Raw genomic sequence first — 16,856 nt, forward strand, 5'->3', positions numbered from 1 at the left:
CCTCTTAACAATTACAAACGATCCCGGCGACGCCAGAGCAACAGCAAAAAGAACGGTCCACCGACCAGGGCAATGACGATCCCGGCGGGGATTTGCAGTGGTGCAAACGCCAGACGACCCACGGTATCGGTGACCAGCACCAGCAACGCACCGATCAACGCACTTCCCCACAGCAGCGCTGTTTGTCCGCCACGCAGCCAGAATCGTGCCATGTGTGGCGCCATCAACCCGACAAAACCGAGGCTGCCCACGCAGGCAACACTGGCGGCGGTGAGTACAACCGGCGCGAGAAAACGCAACAACGCCAGTCGGGGTAAATGGACTCCTAGCCCCGTTGCCGTCGCATTGCCAAGTAGCGCCACATCCGAAGCGCGCGCCGTGGCAAATAAGATGATGGCCGCAGGCAACGTCCAGACCAGTGCCACCAGCAGCAGTGGCCAGGTGGCGGCATGAAGGCTCCCCGCCAGCCAGACCAGTGCAGTCTGTACGTCACGGACATCGGCGGTGGTCATAAATACGCCCATTCCCGCGGCAAAGAACCACGACACGCCAATGCCTATCAACACAAAGCGAGGCCGGGAGAAATCACGGGCCAGCAGCATCACCAGTGTGGCGACCAGTGCGCCGCCGGCCATTCCCGCCAGGGGCCGCCAAACCAGACTTGCTGACGGGAAAAGCAGCACCAGGGCCAGTACCACCACGCAACTCCCTTCTTTGACACCGATGAGCCCGGGATCGGCCAACCCGTTGCGGGTGATAGATTGCATCGCCGCCCCTGCCAATCCGAGCATCGCCCCGCACAGAAGCGCCATCAGCAGTCGAGGCAGCCGTACATCCCAAACGACATACTGTTGCTGAGCCGTCAACGCCTGAGGGTCAAACACCGCCCGTCCGATAGCGGAAGCCGGAACCGGGAGCGACCCCTGCATCACGCCAAACAGCAGTAATGCGATTGCCAGCACCGTCAGGCTGAGGCTGTACAGCACGGTTTTGGGACGAATGACACGAGAAAATCCACCCACCCGCCATGCACGAAGCCCTGCACGTTGCAGCATATCGTTCATTTCAAAAACCTCGACGCAATGAAAATAAACGCCGGTGCGCCCACCAGGGCGGTCATGATCCCTGTAGCCAGCTCCTGCGGAGCCAGCACCGTGCGGGCGGCAATATCCGCCAGCAGCAGCAGCGCCGCGCCCAGCAATGCCGACGTCGGTAGCATCTGACGAATATCTTTTGTTACCAGACGGCGGGTAACGTTAGGCACTAACAGGCCGATAAATCCCAGCGGCCCCACGACAGAAACTGCCGCACCGCACAACAGCGCAATGGCGATCATCGCCAGCAAGCGTATGCGCAGAATGTTCACCCCTAACCCACAGGCCATACGGTCGCCGAGAGCCAGAATATTCAGGCCCGGCGCGATAGCGATCGCCAGCACCATACCGGCAAGCGACGGGGGAACGGCACTTTTGACACTTTCCCAACGCAGACCCGCGAGATCACCCACCAGCCAGGTGCGCATTGCCAACAGGGTTTGTTCATCCAGAATCAGGATGGCCGCAGTAAGCGATGACACCATGGCCGACAGCGCCACGCCGCACAGCGTGACCTTCAGCGGCGTTAAGCCACCGCGCCCGGCAGATGCAAGCGCCATCACCAACGAAAAGAGTGCCGCAGCACCGCCTGCCGCCAGCAATGGCTGGCTTACCCCCGTCACGCCAAGCGCGGTGCACAACACAACGACAAACGCCGCACCGGCATTCAACCCCAGAATATGCGGTTCTCCCAGCGGATTACGAATCAACGCCTGCAACAGAACCCCCGCAACACCTAACGCCGCGCCGACCAGCATCGCCGCAGTCATGCGCAGCAGACGTAAGGAGACAATAATCCGGTGGTCGAAATTTTTCGCGTCAAAGTGGAACAGCGCCTGCACGACGGTCTGCGGGCTGATAGTGCGTGCGCCCACACCCAGATGCACCACTGCCAGAACACACAACAGCAGCGTTAACACGGGGAACGCCAGCATAATCCGGCCACGGCGACGAGCCAGTGTGCTTGCCATGACCGTCATTGCTCTTGCCCGCCCGGCGCGCGGAACGGCATAAAGAACGGTTTGCCGGTGAGAGGATTCACCGACATCTGCACGTCGACGTCAAACACGTGCTTAATCAACTCGGGCGTGCAGTTTTCGCCATCATGCACGACGCCCTGCAACGTCCCCTGTTTGAGGAACACCAGCATGTCCCCGTAATTCACGGCAAAATTCAGGTCATGCAGGACCACAACCACAGTACGGCCATGATGGCGAGTCAGTGAATGCAACAGTTCGAGGATCTCCACCTGATAGCGCAGATCGAGAAACGTAGTCGGCTCATCCAACAAGATGACCGGCGTTTGCTGTGCCAGCGCCATCGCAATCCAGCAGCGCTGACGTTGCCCACCGGAAAGGCTCTCTACCGGCAAATGCGCAAAATCAGCAGTTCCGGTTAACTGGAGTGCCTGCTCCACGGCGCGTTCGTCATCGTCCGTCCATTGCGAAAGCATGTTCTGCCAGGGAAAACGCCCACGCGATACCAGTTCGAAAACGGTAAGTCCTTCGGGCACCAATGGGGATTGCGGCAGGATGCCGAGCTGGCGTGAAACCGCTTTGGTAGGCTGTTGATAAATGGCTTTGCCATCCAGCAATACGCTGCCGCCGTGCGGTTTCAACATACGGGCGATAGTGCTTAACAACGTTGATTTACCCGAGCCGTTCGCCCCCACCAGTACCGTCATTTTGCCTTGCGGAATAGTGAGACAGATATCGTGGACAATGGTGTTATGGCGATAACCCGCAGAAAGCTGTTGTAGTTCAATGCCCGTTCTGTGGGCGGTATTTTCCACATGCTGTGGCATGTTCACTCCTGCGCCGCCGCATGGCAAAGCCTGCATGCGTAACTCTCTAAATAAAAATAAAACTCATTCTCTTTGTGATCTTGCTGGCTTGCACTGTAGTAGTCAAGCAATTACACCCTGTAGTTACATCACCTGTCGCCAACAACTAAAGCACAAATAAAAAACGCTAAAAAATCAATAAAAACCATTCTTTTTCAATACATTGAAAATTAAATACCCTTAAAAAAACGACGGTTAAATTGCGTCAAATCGCTTGTAGTTTCTTTTTCATTTTTACGTTTACTACTACAAACACCCATGATTGAATGATTCTCAATTACACGTCTGACGCCAGTAACGCTGGCTTACAGATGGATAAATGCAGGGCTGGCAAGCCGGGCAATGAATTGAATCAACTTGTTTCCCTGCCCATTTTTGGCAGGGTCTTTTGCGGAATAAATAAAATAATGGCTGAGTTAACGACTTACTTTTCGGGGATGAAAGGGCGGGCATTGTGCTCTGCTCTCTTTCTGGGCATGACAACAACACCTGCGGTATTTGCAGCGGAGAAAGAGACGACTCCGCCTAAAGGAGAAGATACCATCACCGTTCGGGCAGATGCATCGTCTGCCGATCAGGCCGTAACATCGGGTTATCAACCGCTGAGTTCGTCCACCGCGACGCTGACATCCATGCCATTGTTGGATATCCCACAAGTGGTGAACACTGTCAGCGATAAAGTTCTGGAAGATCAGCATGTCACGACGCTGGACGAAGCGCTGTATAACGTTAGTAACGTCGTGCAAACCAACACATTAGGTGGCACACAGGATGCGTTTGTCCGCCGTGGCTTCGGCGCAAACCGTGACGGCTCGGTGATGACCAATGGTCTGAAAACCGTGTTGCCGCGCAGCTTTAACGCCGCCACCTCACGCGTGGAGGTGCTGAAAGGCCCGGCCTCAACCCTGTATGGGATTCTCGATCCCGGCGGCCTGATTAATGTCGTCACCAAACGTCCGGAAACGCAGTTTGGCGGGTCGATTTCAGTAACCTCCAGCAGCTTTGGCGGCGGCACAGGGCAGTTTGACGTGACCGGGCCGATTGAAGGCACTCAGTTAGCCTATCGCCTGATTGGCGAATATCAGCATGAGGATTACTGGCGTAACTTCGGCACCTATCAGAGCAGCTTCATCTCCCCGTCCCTTACCTGGTTTGGCGACAAGGCCACCGTCAACGTGCTCTATTCACATCGCGACTATAAAGCCCCGTTCGATCGCGGCACCATTTTCGATCTCAACACCAAACACGCGGTGAATGTGGATCGCAAAACCCGTTTTGATGAGCCGTTTAATATCACCGATGGCGAATCGGATCTGGCGCAGCTGAATGCCGAATACCGTTTCAACAGCGAATGGACAGCGAAATTCGACTACAGCTTTAGTCAGGATAAATACAGCGATAATCAGGCTCGCGTGATGGCTTATGATTCTGCAAGCGGAAATCTGACCCGCCGTGTTGATGCCACTCAAGGTTCCACCCAGCGCATGCACGCCACACGTGCCGATTTACAGGGCAACGTCGATATCGCTGGCTTTTATAACGAGATCCTCACCGGCATCTCTTATGAGAACTACGATCTGCTACGCACCGACATGATCCGCTGCAAGAACGTAAAAGGGTTCAATATTTATAATCCTGTCTACGGTACGTTGGGTAAATGTACTAACGTTTCTGCCGCTGATAGCGATCAGACTATTCAACAAGAGAGCTATTCTGCGTATGTGCAGGACGCGCTGTACCTGACCGATAAATGGATCGCCGTCGCCGGGATGCGTTATCAGTACTACACCGAATACGCTGGCAAAGGCCGTCCGTTCAACGTCAACACCGACAGTACCGACCAACAGTGGGTGCCCAAATTCGGTATGGTGTACAAACTGACGCCGTCGGTATCGCTGTTCGGTAACGTGTCGCGATCCTTCATGCCGCAATATTCTATCGCCAGTTATATTGGCGAATTGCCACCTGAAACCTCAACGGCTTATGAAGTGGGGGCAAAATTCGATATCTTTGACGGTATCACCGCCAATATTGCCCTGTTTGATATTGATAAACGCAATGTGCTGTACAACGAAATGATCAATGGCGAAACTGTGGCGAAAACTGCGGGTCGCGTGCGTTCACAAGGTGTGGAAGTGGATGTCGCCGGTTCGTTGACCACCAACACCAATATCATCGCCAGTTACGGTTATACCGCCGCGAAAGTGACGGAAGATCCTGATTACAAAGGTAAGTCGCTGCCTAATGTACCGAAGCATACCGGCTCATTATTCCTCACCTACGATATTCAGAATGCCTTTATGGGCAATATCCTGACGATTGGCGGTGGGGGTCATGGGGTGAGCCGCCGTTCCGCAACCAATGGCGCAGACTATTATCTGCCGGGCTATTTTGTCGCCGATGCCTTTGCCGCTTATAAAATGAAGCTGCAGTATCCGGTCACATTGCAGCTCAATGTGAAAAACCTGTTTGATAAGACCTATTACACTTCATCCATTGCCACCAATAATCTGGGTAATCAGATTGGCGACCCACGAGAAGTGCAGTTCACGGTGAAAATGGAATTCTGATCCTCTTCATCCATTAACCCTGCCAATTCTGGCAGGGTTTCCCGTCTGTCCTGCCATTTTAAGACAATTGAACTTGTGCCATCGTGCTCTCGTTTATACAACCTTAAATATCATCCGTAATAATTTTTCTATTTTATTATGGGCGACTGGGATCAAAATAATGAACGGGATAACATCATGACTAAAATAAAACTGGCACTGCTATTACCTCTGTTTCTGGCAGGTTGTACGATGAGTGACGGGGAATTAAGAAACGCTTACGCTCAGCATTATCAGCAACCTACCGCCTATGTAGATGCTTATAAACAGAAAATAGCCAGTATGGATATTCATGCGCTGGCCCAATACGCCGCCGCAGAAGATAAGAAAAAAATGCGTGGGCAGCCAAGGCTGAAAATCGACGAATTTATTACCATTGAGAACGTGCAGGCGAAAGGAAATCGGGTGGTCTACGATTACTCACTGTCCGAAAACTGGCTGGCGCTTTCCGCAGATAAACAGCGCGAGAAGCAGACCAATATGAATAAAGACCTGATCTACCGTACCTGCTCGCTGGAAACGGTACGTCTGGCGCAGGCAAAAGGGCTGGAAGAAGAGCATAACTATTACAGTCAGTACCCAGACAAAGTCGCCTTTACTCTGAGAACCAGCGCGCAGATTTGTATGCAAAACGGTTTTACACAATAACCGCAATCCACTATGCCTGATGCGCTACGCTCATCAGGCATACAATTTGCACGCTGCACCAGGCCGGATAAGGCGCCAGCGCTGCATCCGGCTAAAACATCAGAATTTCCAGGACACACTGCCGACAATGCTGCGCTCGGCGCCAAAGTAGCAGTATGAGAGAGAGTTACAGGCCGCAACGTAGCGCTTGTCGGTCAGGTTGTTAACGTTCAGCTGCGCGCTCAACCCATTAATACCGATATTCGTTAAGTCGTAACCAATCACCATATCCACCAGTGTGTATGACGGCAGGGTGTGAGTATTCAAGCGATCGCTGGTAATACCGTTAACGTAGCGCACGCCTGAACCCAACGTCAGACCGTCCAGCGGACCACTTTTTACATCGTAGCTCAGCCAGGCACTGGCCTGGTTACGCGGGGCGTACACTGCGCGCTTGCCCTGCTCTTCCGGGCTGCTTTTCTTATAGCGAATGTCGGTATAGGTATACGCCGCCTGCAAACGGAAGCTATCCGTCAGTTGGCTAATTGCCTCCAGCTCCACCCCTTCAGATTCAATTTCCCCAATCGAGCGGTATGGATCGGTCGGCTCTTCTTTAGTGGCTATATTCGTCTGATTGATACGGAACACCGACGCGCTGAACTGACTGTTAAGTCCTTCCGGCTCATATTTCAGCCCGGCTTCCCACTGCTTGCCTTTCATCGGGTCCAGCAGATTACCGTTCTCATCGGCAAAACTGGTGGGCGTAAAGGCAGTGGAGTAACTCACGTACGGCGCAAAGCCGTTATCGAACAAATAGAGCAACGCGGCGCGGGTGCTGAAGTTGTTTTTATCCAGATCGCTGCGAGTATCCTTGATCTTATCAATGTTAGAAACGCTGACCTGATCGTAGCGACCACCGAGCGTAATACGCCAGCGATCCCATGACATCTGATCCTGCAAATAGTAACCCGTCTGTCGCAGCTTGTGTTTCTCACGCGCATACATGTCGATGTAATCAGGCTTCGCGCCGTACACCGGATTAAAGGCGTCAATCGGCGGGAAAGCGCCGTAGTAACCGGTAGTATTGTTGCTACGATCCTGATAGTCGATCCCCACCAGCAAACGGTGGTTTACCTGCCAGGTATCAAAGCTGCCGTCGAGCTGGTTATCCAGCGTAATCGCCGACATTTTTTCATCGGAGCCGGAGTAGCCGCGATTAAGCTCGGTTTCATTCAACCAGCCCGCCGCATACACCTGGTTCAGCTCAACGTCGGTATGCAGATAGCGCAGCTTTTGCCGCACCGACCAACCGCTATCAAACATATGCTCAATGTTGTAGCCCACCATGTTCTCACGGCGATCGTATTTGTCATAATCATCCTCGCCTTCGTAAAAGGTATTGGAGATCTTTTGCCCGTAATGCGGAACCACGGTGCCGTCATACGGCAGACCGGAGTGGCTTCCGCCTTCCGGGTCACGGTGCAGATAGGCCATCAGATCCAGACGCGTCTGGTCGGTGATACGCCAGGTCAGGCTGGGCATCAGCGCGTAACGTTCTTCCTTCAATGGACCAAACTGCGAGTCCGCGTAACGCGTCATCCCGCTCAATCGCGCCGCCACTCGATCGTTATCATCCAGCGCCCCGGTGACGTCAAACGCCGCGCCGCGCTGGTTATTGTTGCCGGCAAACAGCTTCACTTCACCGCCCGCATCAAACGACGGCTTGCGTGAGGTCAGCGCCACAATACCGCCCGGGGAGGAACGGCCATACAGTACGGAAGCCGGGCCACGTACGACTTCGATATCTTCGAGGAACCACGGATCAACCACCAGCGAGCTGTGTGAGTTGGTGTCGCCCATCATCTTCAGACCATCGAGATAGACGTTATCCAGGCTACCGTCAGAAAATCCACGCAGCACGATGTAGTCAAAGCGGTTGGAGGCGCCAATCTGATTGCTGTACACCCCCGGCGTATAGCTGACAGCCTGGCGCACGCTGGTTGCGCCTTGCTCTTCAAACTGTTCACGGGTAACGATCGATACCGACTGCGGTGTTTCAATATCCGGCGTGGCAAGCTTCGTGGCCCCGCTCTGCATCTGCGAGGTGACAACCACCGTATCGTTTTTTGTTGTTTCCTGCGCCAGCAGAGGAAAAGCCACGCTGCCGGTCACCCATCCCACCAGCAGCGCCAAGCGAGTCTTCGCGAACATGAATATCTCCAAAGGCATGTCTAATTGTAAGTGAGAATTATTACCTTTTTGCTGACGGAGATAGCTATGCCGGATGCCAGGTTGCCTATGCGCAGTGCCAAATTGTCAGGAAATCACGTGCGTAAAACGCAAATATGGATTAGCAAGGTTTGAGTAAATCGCCGGGCGAAAAGCCGTAACGGCGACGAAAAGCGGTAGAAAAGTTGGTGGCGTGCTGATAACCCGACATCCAGGCCGCCTGCTGTACGCTATATCCTTCCAGTAGATAGCCGCGCGCATGTTCCAGACGGCAATCGCGCAGGTAGTCGAATACCGAACAGCCATAGGCTGCACGGAACTTACTGCGCAGGCTGCTTGGGCTCATCGCCGCGCGTTGGGCCAGTTCATTAAGGGTGTAGTCATTTTCGGGACTCTCCTCCAGCAGTCGGCGAACGACCTCCAGCCGCTGCTGCTCACCGCTCGCCGCAAGACGTTTACCGCTCTCGACCTGACACATGCTGAGGCCATGACCGAACAGTTGTAATATCAGCCCTTCCAGCATCAGCTGACGAGAAACATGGCTAATCGTACTCTGCTGCGCGTACTGCAGTCCGCTGAGTAAAAACCCCGGTACCTGCCAGATAAGCGTCGGCGTCTGGCACCTTTCCCACTCGCGCATCAACGATTCGAGCAACCCCGTGCGATACGCGCCGTCGGGATATAAACCGAGCGATAATGTCCGGAGTTTACAATCAGCATGATGACGGGCACGCATCGTCTGGTGCTCACTCAGACGTGAGCTAAACGCCATGCCGGAGCGCACCACATGCTCCTGTCCGTTAAGCGTCAGGATCACGCAGCCTTCCAGAACCACCAGCATATACAGAGGACTGTCGTGGCGAGAGGTGGTTTCGTAGGGTTGCAATACCTGTACGTCGGAGTGCGTCACGCACATCCCGCAGGGGAGAGTCATCTCCTCAATTTCACCTTGCAGAACAGGGCTGCCAGACGGCAAATCCGGTCTTTGTGCCAACAGGGGAAAGCGGTAATCGATCCCGTAGCGCTCACCAAAATCCATAAACTCGCTTACGGAGAAAGTGCGAGCGACGCGTCCGGAGGCATTCAGGGCGGTGGTGTTGTTCATGCTGTCTTCTGCACAGGAAATGGGATTAACGGTTTATAACTGAAGCAACATTACCATTACCTGCACAATACGACAATAATAATGAGAACCATTATCAATATAGGTAATCAGCTAAATAAACAGCTTAATCCAGCCAGTTTAGATCTGCCGAGGAGGCACACGGCGCAGCCTCTTTTAACCAGCGATACAGCAGCTCAATATTTCTGAGCCGTGTTGAAGCCTTTGGCCAGACAAGGTAATACCCCTCGCCAGTCGCCACAGCATCTTTAAACGGTAACGCCAACATCCCTGCCTGAATGGCCGCCAGGCTTAGCAGCAGGTCGGCAACAGACACGCCATGACCACTCATCGCGGCAAGACTACCCTGCTCCAGGGTGTCGAACACTTTGCCTCGCGCAAGATTCAACGTCGGAAACTTCCCAGTGCGTTGCAGCCACCGACGCCAGTCTCGGCGATCCGCTGAGGGATGAATCAGTTCACAGGCAGAAAGATCGCGCTGCGCCTGCACCAGCAGTGCGGGTGAACACACTGGGATAAGCCACTCCTGAAACAGCAACCGGCTGTCGGTATCGTCGCCAAAATGGCCATTCCCTAACAGGATCGCACAGTCATACGGTTCACGACTGAAGGATACCGAATCGGTATCCATCCAGACGCTGGAAATTTCGATCACCGGGGTCGGATGCGCTTCACGGAAAAGACGCAGCACATCCAGAAGCCAGCGCATTGTCAACGTAGACGGCGCTTTCAGCCGTAGCTCATGACTACTGCTGCGAAAGGCATGACACGCGTGTTCCAGACTCTGAAACCCAGCCGTCAACTGCTGCGCTAACCCTTGGCCAGAAGGTGTTATCTCGATACGCGGGCCGCTGCGGATAAATAGCTCACAGCCAAACCATGCCTCCAGCGTGCGAATATGACGGCTTACCGCGCCCGGCGTCACGTTAAGTTGAATAGCGGCTTTGCTGAACGATCCCAGACGGGCTGCGGCTTCAAAAGCCCTCAGGGCATACAACGGAGGTAGCGTCATCGTGAGTTTCTATGTTGAGTTTTACTCACAGTAGAGCGCAGTTTTATTCGTTTTTCAATGCGCTACGTAAACGGAATACTGGTGGAAAATATCATCAGGATAATCAGGTATGAATTTCACTTTACTGGCTGCCTATAGCCTCAGCGTAGTAACCCTGCTGTTAACACCGGGTCCTGTCGTGGCGCTGATTACCACCACCGCGGCGCAGCACGGCTATCGCCGGGCTTTTCTCACGCTGATTGGCACTAACGGCGCTTCTTTAGTACTGATTGCTCTGGCTGCACTGATGCTAGCTGGCGTGGTTTCAATCTCTGCGATATGGCTTGGCGTACTGGGTCTTGTGGGATCGTTGTACATCGGAGTGATGGCGATTAACGGCCTGCGGGCCAGGGCCTCAAACCCCGGACTGGGTGCGCGAAAACGCGATAACAGCGGGCTTATCCACGGATTTCTGACCGGGGTCGCCAACCCAAAAGACATTTTGTTTTTCGTAGCGTTTTTCCCCCAGTTCATTGCCATTACGCAAGATTTCACCACCAGCATTCTGACGCTAACGCTGGTGTGGGTTATTTTTGATGTGACGGTGTTGTCTTTTTACATCGTGGTTTTCAAACGCTGGATACCAGAGCGCTTTGCCAGATGCAGCGGTTTTATCTCCTCTCTTTTTCTGCTCGCGGTGGCGGTGTTTGGCATTATTTATAATGTACACGCACTACAAATGCTCTCACCCGTGATGAGATCCTCAACAAATTGTTCAGCCAGACATCTCATCTTGCACCGGGAAGGATAAAATAAGAACAAATCGACATTAATATTATTAATGGATTAATAAGCCCGGATTCAGAAAATATAGACGATAACATTTTCATGGCGTTCAACTGGCACCCTCACCCATGATAACGCATCAACGACGATAGGTGCCATGTCATTTTCTAAACGAAGTAGAGGTGTATTGTCATCTGGCACAACTGTGCTTTCACCGATCTCAAGAACGCCCCGAAAAGAAATGGACATATTGTCTGACGTATCCGACAACCTTATCCATTCGGTTGTAATCACTAACTTTCGAGTAAACATTCGCTATCCTTTGCGCGTGGTATATATCCGATACTTTCACAAGTAGATCACTACTCTTTGAACAAACAGAAATTTTTCCTCTATATCAATTAAGCATTACTTAACAGAAAGAAAATTGAAATAATGAAACTCATTCGAAATGTGTTTCACAAATTCAACCGGCAGGTTATGTTTGATGAACGTTAACTTTGCAAACTCAACATCGCCGTACACTCGAATACAGAAAGGTTTGACAATCTCGCCCTGCACGCCAAAGCACTCCTGAAGCCGGGCATCATCCATAAAGATAAAGTCACCTTTTCTGACCTTAATACTTTCATGAAGTCCTTGCCACTTCTCTGGAGTGAGCAGAAAGCTCTCCCATCCATTATTTCTCAATACTTCAATCGTATGAGTAAATTTAAAATAGTCGTTTTGCATTATCACGTCACCACTCGACGTGGCGTACAAATATTCTATTTTAAATTTAAGTTGTGCATTGATGCTTTTTTTCTTCCCCTCATCAATTAGCCACTGAAGCTCACTGACAATGCTCTTCGAAAATATTTTTCTTTTTTTTGCAATAGCCAGCCAATGCATAATGAATAGATGCTCTGACATTTTGGAGTAGATCTTATGATCCTTTATTGCGATACCAATTGCAACTAACGCACTCCAGGTAAATGTTTCCAGATCATCCTGATAATGATGTCGTAACGTACTAACTCTTCCAGAATCCCTTACCACTTAAACCTGCCCAAATAAATCGTCATTGTTATTCCACGTTATTCTTGTATTACTCTATTAAAAAATTACTACAACTAAAATCGCCAAAATATGATCCAGGTTAACTTATTCCTATGTAATAAACGTGCAAATACAATACATCATACTTATTAATCATTAATCCAGAATAGCTCAACAATGTCCAATAAGAATAATGCGATAAAGATAAAAGTTAATAATAATCACCAGTAATCAATATCATCTGCGGTGATGAGAGCTGTAATCAGAAAAAGCAAACTACCGGACATTTAGCAGGCCGGAAGTTTGCTTGTTACAAACGAAGTTAATAGAAAATACCGATGATCAGGGTATGAGTTACAAAGCCCACAATCAGCGGTACGGCGGTACGTTTAACCACATCAAATGGCGTTATTTTCGCCCCACTGGAAACGGCAATCACCACGCCGGAAACCGGTGAAATTGCCCGCCCCATATGTGATGCCTGCTGCATCGGCAGGATCATGGCAACAGCGTTAGCGCCCATACTTGCCGCGATTTGCGGGATCAGCTCAACGAAAGCAAGGAATGGCGCATTACCCGATCCCATAATAATTGCTGCCGCCAGCGTCACCAGCGCAAACACCACCGCCATAGCAAATGGGGGTAATCCCACGTGCTCCGCCATCAGGATTAATTGATCAATGGCACCAATAACTTTAATCCCGTGGGCAAAAACACCTGCCGCAACCAGCAGCCCAACTACCCCGGTAAAGGCGGTGCCCATGCCTTTAAGGAAATGGCTGAATCCTTCGCATACTGACTTTAAATCACGCACCCGCAGCCATTCAATCAACATACAGACAGCCATCGAAATGAGCACAATGGTGATAATATTCAGGTTAATACCACTGACAAACATTTCCGATGATCCCACCGCCATCAGTATCGGAAGCATCGGGAGCAGCGCATAAAAAGCCGGGGCTTTTCCTGAGTCAGTCACCTCAGCGCTACCGATTTCTCTTGGAAGCGTCCCCGCTTTACGGTCGCAATGCCGCTGCCAGAAGAAATGGCAGACGCCGACGACCAGCACGGTTGCCAGCGCTGCGGGTCCCTGGTGGTAAACAACGTATTCCACCACATCCATATTGACCGCTTTAGATCCCCTGATAGCATCGATGGCCGTCGGGGTATATGCCACACCAAGCGAGGTGGCAATAACCCCAGCGGCTGAGGCCGCAGAAAGCCCTAACCCCAGCATAATGGGGAACATCGTCCCCATCAGCAACACGGCTAGCCCGGTGGCGGATGGAATGGCCAACTGCAGGAGGCTGGCGAGCAGATAGGAGAAAAATAGAAGCACATAGGGCGAACGCAGCGCGCGCAAAGGTTTCGTCACAACCCGCACAACCGCTTCATTTGCCCCGATATGATCCATGTAATGCGCAAATCCCATGAGCGCCATGATCATCAGGCCGAGATCGGCGGCACGCGTACTAAAGAGATCGCGCATCACCTCGAAAGGATCGAGAAATGAAATCCCCGTACTGGCAACACCCTTCGGTAATACAGAACCCCATCCGGTTAACGCCGTACAAATCATCAACACCAGGCCAGCAATGAACAACACGGGTTCAGCGCGATAACCTTTCAGGATCAGACGCGCGACCACCACGATCACCAGTAGGGCAATTAACACCTGAATCATGACTGAGCTCTCCCCTGCGCGAACTCAGCAAAGGTTTCCTCAATGACCGCTACCACGACATCGCTGGCGGCCCGCAGTGAACGCACCGGCAGGTATTCATAAATCGAATGAAAGTTATGGGCACCGGTAAAAATATTCGGGCAAGGTAGTCCTTTCTGCGATAACACTGCGCCATCATATCCACCACGCATGGCGACAGGTTGCGGGGTAATGCCACACTTCTGATACGCGCGTAACGCAATATCAATCGGATAGTGAGCATCGCCCTGCAAGCTATTGAACACATTGGCATAGCGATCGGTTAAATGGCAGACCACGCTGTTTTCTCCCCACAGCGCGCAGGTGCTGACGGCCAGCTGGCGGATATATGCCATACGCGCCTTATACCCCTCTTCGGTAAAATCCCGGATATCCAGCTTAAGTACCGTACGGGCACTGTTACCCTGAAGTTGTTTTACCCAGTAATACCCTTCGCGTCCTTCCGTATACTCAGGCGCCTCTCCTCCGGGCAGCATCGCAATAAACTTATGCGCCATCAGCAGAGAGTTCTTCAGCTTACCTTTGGCCGACATAGGGTGTGCGGACTGGCCGGTAAAGATGATTTCAGCATCACCCGCGTTCCAGTTCTCATAGACAAATTCTCCAATGCCGCAGCAGTCCAGGGTATAGCCAAAATCAGCCCCAAACGCCGCAACATCAAATGCTTTTGCACCTCGTAATCCCTGCTCTTCATCAGGAACAAAACCGACCTTCACCGGCCCATGCTTAATCTCCGGATGTGCGACAAGGTACTCCAGGGCATTCATAATCGCGGCGATGGCGGCTTTATCATCTGCCCCCAACAGACTGGTACCATCCGTCACCAGCAGGTCATCACCGATATAATTTTTCAGTTCTGGAAATTCACTTTCGCGCAGATAAATTTTTAGCTCCTGGTTCAGACACAAATCCCCACCGCTGTAGTGAAGACGTTGTGCTTTTGTGTCCGCAGTCTGTTCCGCACTGGTATCGAGATGACCAAAAAAGGAAACGACAGGGATCGCGTCGTCCGTATTTGCAGGTAATGTCGCTGTCACAATAGCGGTATCCCTGACCTCAATGTTTTCCATTCCTAATGCTTCAAGTTCTACTGCCAGCAGTTTTGCCAGTTCCATTTGACCAGGTGAAGAAGGCATTATCCCATTAGCACCATTTTCCCTTGAGGTCGTGGTATTGATTTTCGTGTAGTTAATAAAGCGTTCAACAATATCCATTCCAGGAGATCCTTTAATGTATCATTTACGAGGTACTGCAAGAGAAGACCTGCATACAGCGTGGGTTGAATAATCTGAGAACAAAATAAAATCAGCACTCATCCCAGAATGCTGACTTTATGGGCATTACGACAACGATTTATAAAAAGGAAGATAAAAAGCCAGTAATTATGCCAGTGATTAAAAGCTCCGTTCTGATTGATAAAATCATATTCCCTGTCTGTTTTTACTGCATTTTCCATGGTGTTAAGCTAACAGAAGTCATAAACGGTATTCGTATATCTAAGAGATAATAAAAATCATTTAGATTCTTGCACCCAATACCGACACAAGATATACCATCGCTATATTTTTTAATGAACGAATGCTGTAACAGCAAAATGCAACCGTTTGCACCTCTCTACAAATAGCCACTTAACGCACTAAAATCCGTGAACAAAATCACAATTATTTCAAAAGCGAGAATTAACATAACGCTGAAAAACAGGCAGTTATAAGAAAAATTATATAATACCGCTATAAATAAATATAAAATTACACTATTCACTATAAAATAGATTCATAGCGATACTATTTCAATAGTAACGTATGATTCAGAGAAAAAAATCTGTCGTCATCACTAATGTAAAACAACAAGAACAATAATATTAAATTATCTATTTATGACGACTATCAAAATAATATACAGAAAAAAAACCTCTCCCCTGAGAAGAGATACAGGGCAGAGGTAATACGGGTGTTAAGGACATTTTTATAGTTTTGATGATAACAGAAGAGCTTCTTGCAGGATTGAGTATACACACTTCATGACGTTAAGAAAATTCCTAAATAGAATTAAACACAAACACCATTAAAAATTCTTTTTATAATAAAGACCTGTTTATCAAATAAAACAAAATTAAGATAAGAAAAGATTAAATATCACTAATCTATAGTGTGACGCAAGTGAGACCAACTACACATCATTACGACCAATACCGCTACTGACGATGTCTGAAAATTCAATAAATTTAATACATTCATACACCGCTCAGCTAGCTGAGAGTTAAAAAATTATAAAATAAGCTAAACGCAATTTTTAGTCATAGATCACATTTTCCCAACAGGACGATTCCCCTACTTGTCCAGGCTGGTATGATTCAGCAGGTAAATATCTATCAACTCAACCCGAGGCTTTGATGCTGGAGAATGTAATCATCAGATAATCAGCTTACCGACCTTTTCAGGCCGGACTGGTTATCAATGCGCCGAAATCGAATGCGGACACCACTGTGTGTTTGCACGTTTTGCACATGATGATTAAACAGGTTTTCCAGTATGAATTTATCCCGTCAGGAACAACGTACCTTACACGTACTCGCCAAAGGTGGCCGTATTGCTCACGTCCGTGATGCATCAGGTCGTGTCACTTCCGTCGAATGCTATAGCCGCGAAGGGTTACTGCTCTGCGACTGCACGCTCGATGTATTCAAAAAGCTCAGAACGAAAAAACTGATCAAATCCGTCAATGGTCAGCCCTACCGCATCAATACCACTGGGCTGAACAACGTTCGCGCCCAACTGGATAATCGCTAAGGAG

The 16,856-nt window shown here is 50.4% G+C and carries 14 protein-coding genes; 4 read left to right on the top strand and 10 right to left on the bottom strand.

The genetic code is table 11. From position 1 onward, the window contains the following. Positions 1-11: 11 nt before the first annotated feature. Genes OGV74_RS20545 through OGV74_RS20555 form a run of 3 tightly spaced genes read right to left on the bottom strand, consistent with a single transcriptional unit; the run spans position 12 to position 2,898 of the window. Positions 12-1,064 carry a FecCD family ABC transporter permease gene (locus tag OGV74_RS20545; protein WP_032948629.1) on the bottom strand — a complete coding sequence of 351 codons (1,053 nt, stop codon included), beginning with the start codon at positions 1,062-1,064 and terminating at the stop codon, positions 12-14. Further along, positions 1,061-2,074, bottom strand: a complete 1,014-nt coding sequence (locus tag OGV74_RS20550) for a FecCD family ABC transporter permease (protein ID WP_003021289.1) — start codon at positions 2,072-2,074, stop codon at positions 1,061-1,063. The genes OGV74_RS20545 and OGV74_RS20550 overlap by 4 nt, the downstream gene beginning before the upstream one ends. Continuing rightward, positions 2,071-2,898 (bottom strand): ABC transporter ATP-binding protein, encoded by an 828-nt coding sequence (locus OGV74_RS20555; protein WP_003021286.1) that lies wholly within the window; start codon positions 2,896-2,898, stop codon positions 2,071-2,073. The genes OGV74_RS20550 and OGV74_RS20555 overlap by 4 nt, the downstream gene beginning before the upstream one ends. A gap of 446 nt (positions 2,899-3,344) precedes the next feature. Between OGV74_RS20555 and OGV74_RS20560 the strand changes: the two genes are divergently transcribed. Continuing rightward, positions 3,345-5,507, top strand: coding sequence for a TonB-dependent siderophore receptor (locus tag OGV74_RS20560; protein ID WP_003021283.1), 2,163 nt, complete (start codon positions 3,345-3,347; stop codon positions 5,505-5,507). Positions 5,508-5,684: 177 nt separating this feature from the next. Further along, positions 5,685-6,194 carry a hypothetical protein gene (locus OGV74_RS20565; RefSeq protein ID WP_003021281.1) on the top strand — a complete coding sequence of 170 codons (510 nt, stop codon included), beginning with the start codon at positions 5,685-5,687 and terminating at the stop codon, positions 6,192-6,194. Between the two features lie 99 nt (positions 6,195-6,293). Here the strand turns inward: OGV74_RS20565 and foxA are convergent, their stop codons facing one another. The 3 genes from foxA to OGV74_RS20580 all read right to left on the bottom strand — a co-directional run bounded on the left by foxA (position 6,294) and on the right by OGV74_RS20580 (position 10,537). Then, positions 6,294-8,402, bottom strand: a complete 2,109-nt coding sequence (foxA, locus tag OGV74_RS20570; RefSeq protein ID WP_085952509.1) for a ferrioxamine B receptor FoxA — start codon at positions 8,400-8,402, stop codon at positions 6,294-6,296. 121 nt (positions 8,403-8,523) lie between these two features. Then, positions 8,524-9,507, bottom strand: coding sequence for a helix-turn-helix transcriptional regulator (locus OGV74_RS20575; RefSeq protein WP_044714399.1), 984 nt, complete (start codon positions 9,505-9,507; stop codon positions 8,524-8,526). A gap of 124 nt (positions 9,508-9,631) precedes the next feature. Continuing rightward, entirely contained in the window at positions 9,632-10,537 is a 906-nt protein-coding gene (locus tag OGV74_RS20580) for a LysR substrate-binding domain-containing protein (protein WP_032937022.1), read from the bottom strand. A gap of 109 nt (positions 10,538-10,646) precedes the next feature. On the opposite strand from OGV74_RS20580, the gene OGV74_RS20585 reads away from it, so the two are divergent. Beyond that, a complete protein-coding gene (locus OGV74_RS20585; RefSeq protein ID WP_286521457.1) occupies positions 10,647-11,327 on the top strand; it encodes a LysE family translocator in 681 nt (226 codons plus the stop codon). A gap of 50 nt (positions 11,328-11,377) precedes the next feature. Here OGV74_RS20585 and OGV74_RS20590 read toward each other — a convergent pair whose 3' ends face one another. The 4 genes from OGV74_RS20590 to pepT form a co-directional block, all read right to left on the bottom strand. Next, a complete protein-coding gene (locus OGV74_RS20590) occupies positions 11,378-11,614 on the bottom strand; it encodes a hypothetical protein (protein ID WP_086503740.1) in 237 nt (78 codons plus the stop codon). A 96-nt stretch (positions 11,615-11,710) separates the two neighbouring features. Continuing rightward, positions 11,711-12,340, bottom strand: coding sequence for a DUF2913 family protein (locus OGV74_RS20595; RefSeq protein WP_086503739.1), 630 nt, complete (start codon positions 12,338-12,340; stop codon positions 11,711-11,713). Between the two features lie 322 nt (positions 12,341-12,662). Further along, positions 12,663-14,024 carry a C4-dicarboxylate transporter DcuC gene (dcuC, locus tag OGV74_RS20600; RefSeq protein WP_003830889.1) on the bottom strand — a complete coding sequence of 454 codons (1,362 nt, stop codon included), beginning with the start codon at positions 14,022-14,024 and terminating at the stop codon, positions 12,663-12,665. After that, the gene (gene pepT / locus OGV74_RS20605) at positions 14,021-15,277 is read right to left on the bottom strand and encodes a peptidase T (RefSeq protein ID WP_003021259.1); all 1,257 of its coding nucleotides are present in this window, start codon (positions 15,275-15,277) and stop codon (positions 14,021-14,023) included. Before pepT ends, dcuC begins: the two co-directional genes overlap by 4 nt. A gap of 1,317 nt (positions 15,278-16,594) precedes the next feature. Between pepT and OGV74_RS20610 the strand changes: the two genes are divergently transcribed. Next, positions 16,595-16,852 (top strand): YjhX family toxin, encoded by a 258-nt coding sequence (locus tag OGV74_RS20610; protein WP_003021255.1) that lies wholly within the window; start codon positions 16,595-16,597, stop codon positions 16,850-16,852. Positions 16,853-16,856 lie beyond the last annotated feature (4 nt).

The organism is Citrobacter sp. Cf116 (genome assembly GCF_030336505.1).
GTDB lineage: Bacteria > Pseudomonadota > Gammaproteobacteria > Enterobacterales > Enterobacteriaceae > Citrobacter > Citrobacter freundii.

What these genes read in the sequence shown, in the direction of transcription:
- OGV74_RS20545 (WP_032948629.1), bottom strand. Translation starts at nt 1,064, where the DNA reads ATGAACGATATGCTGCAACGTGCAGGGCTTCGTGCATGGCGGGTGGGT.
- OGV74_RS20550 (WP_003021289.1), bottom strand. Translation starts at nt 2,074, where the DNA reads ATGACGGTCATGGCAAGCACACTGGCTCGTCGCCGTGGCCGGATTATG.
- OGV74_RS20555 (WP_003021286.1), bottom strand. Translation starts at nt 2,898, where the DNA reads ATGCCACAGCATGTGGAAAATACCGCCCACAGAACGGGCATTGAACTA.
- OGV74_RS20560 (WP_003021283.1), top strand. Translation starts at nt 3,345, where the DNA reads ATGGCTGAGTTAACGACTTACTTTTCGGGGATGAAAGGGCGGGCATTG.
- OGV74_RS20565 (WP_003021281.1), top strand. Translation starts at nt 5,685, where the DNA reads ATGACTAAAATAAAACTGGCACTGCTATTACCTCTGTTTCTGGCAGGT.
- foxA (WP_085952509.1), bottom strand. Translation starts at nt 8,402, where the DNA reads ATGCCTTTGGAGATATTCATGTTCGCGAAGACTCGCTTGGCGCTGCTG.
- OGV74_RS20575 (WP_044714399.1), bottom strand. Translation starts at nt 9,507, where the DNA reads ATGAACAACACCACCGCCCTGAATGCCTCCGGACGCGTCGCTCGCACT.
- OGV74_RS20580 (WP_032937022.1), bottom strand. Translation starts at nt 10,537, where the DNA reads ATGACGCTACCTCCGTTGTATGCCCTGAGGGCTTTTGAAGCCGCAGCC.
- OGV74_RS20585 (WP_286521457.1), top strand. Translation starts at nt 10,647, where the DNA reads ATGAATTTCACTTTACTGGCTGCCTATAGCCTCAGCGTAGTAACCCTG.
- OGV74_RS20590 (WP_086503740.1), bottom strand. Translation starts at nt 11,614, where the DNA reads ATGTTTACTCGAAAGTTAGTGATTACAACCGAATGGATAAGGTTGTCG.
- dcuC (WP_003830889.1), bottom strand. Translation starts at nt 14,024, where the DNA reads ATGATTCAGGTGTTAATTGCCCTACTGGTGATCGTGGTGGTCGCGCGT.
- pepT (WP_003021259.1), bottom strand. Translation starts at nt 15,277, where the DNA reads ATGGATATTGTTGAACGCTTTATTAACTACACGAAAATCAATACCACG.
- OGV74_RS20610 (WP_003021255.1), top strand. Translation starts at nt 16,595, where the DNA reads ATGAATTTATCCCGTCAGGAACAACGTACCTTACACGTACTCGCCAAA.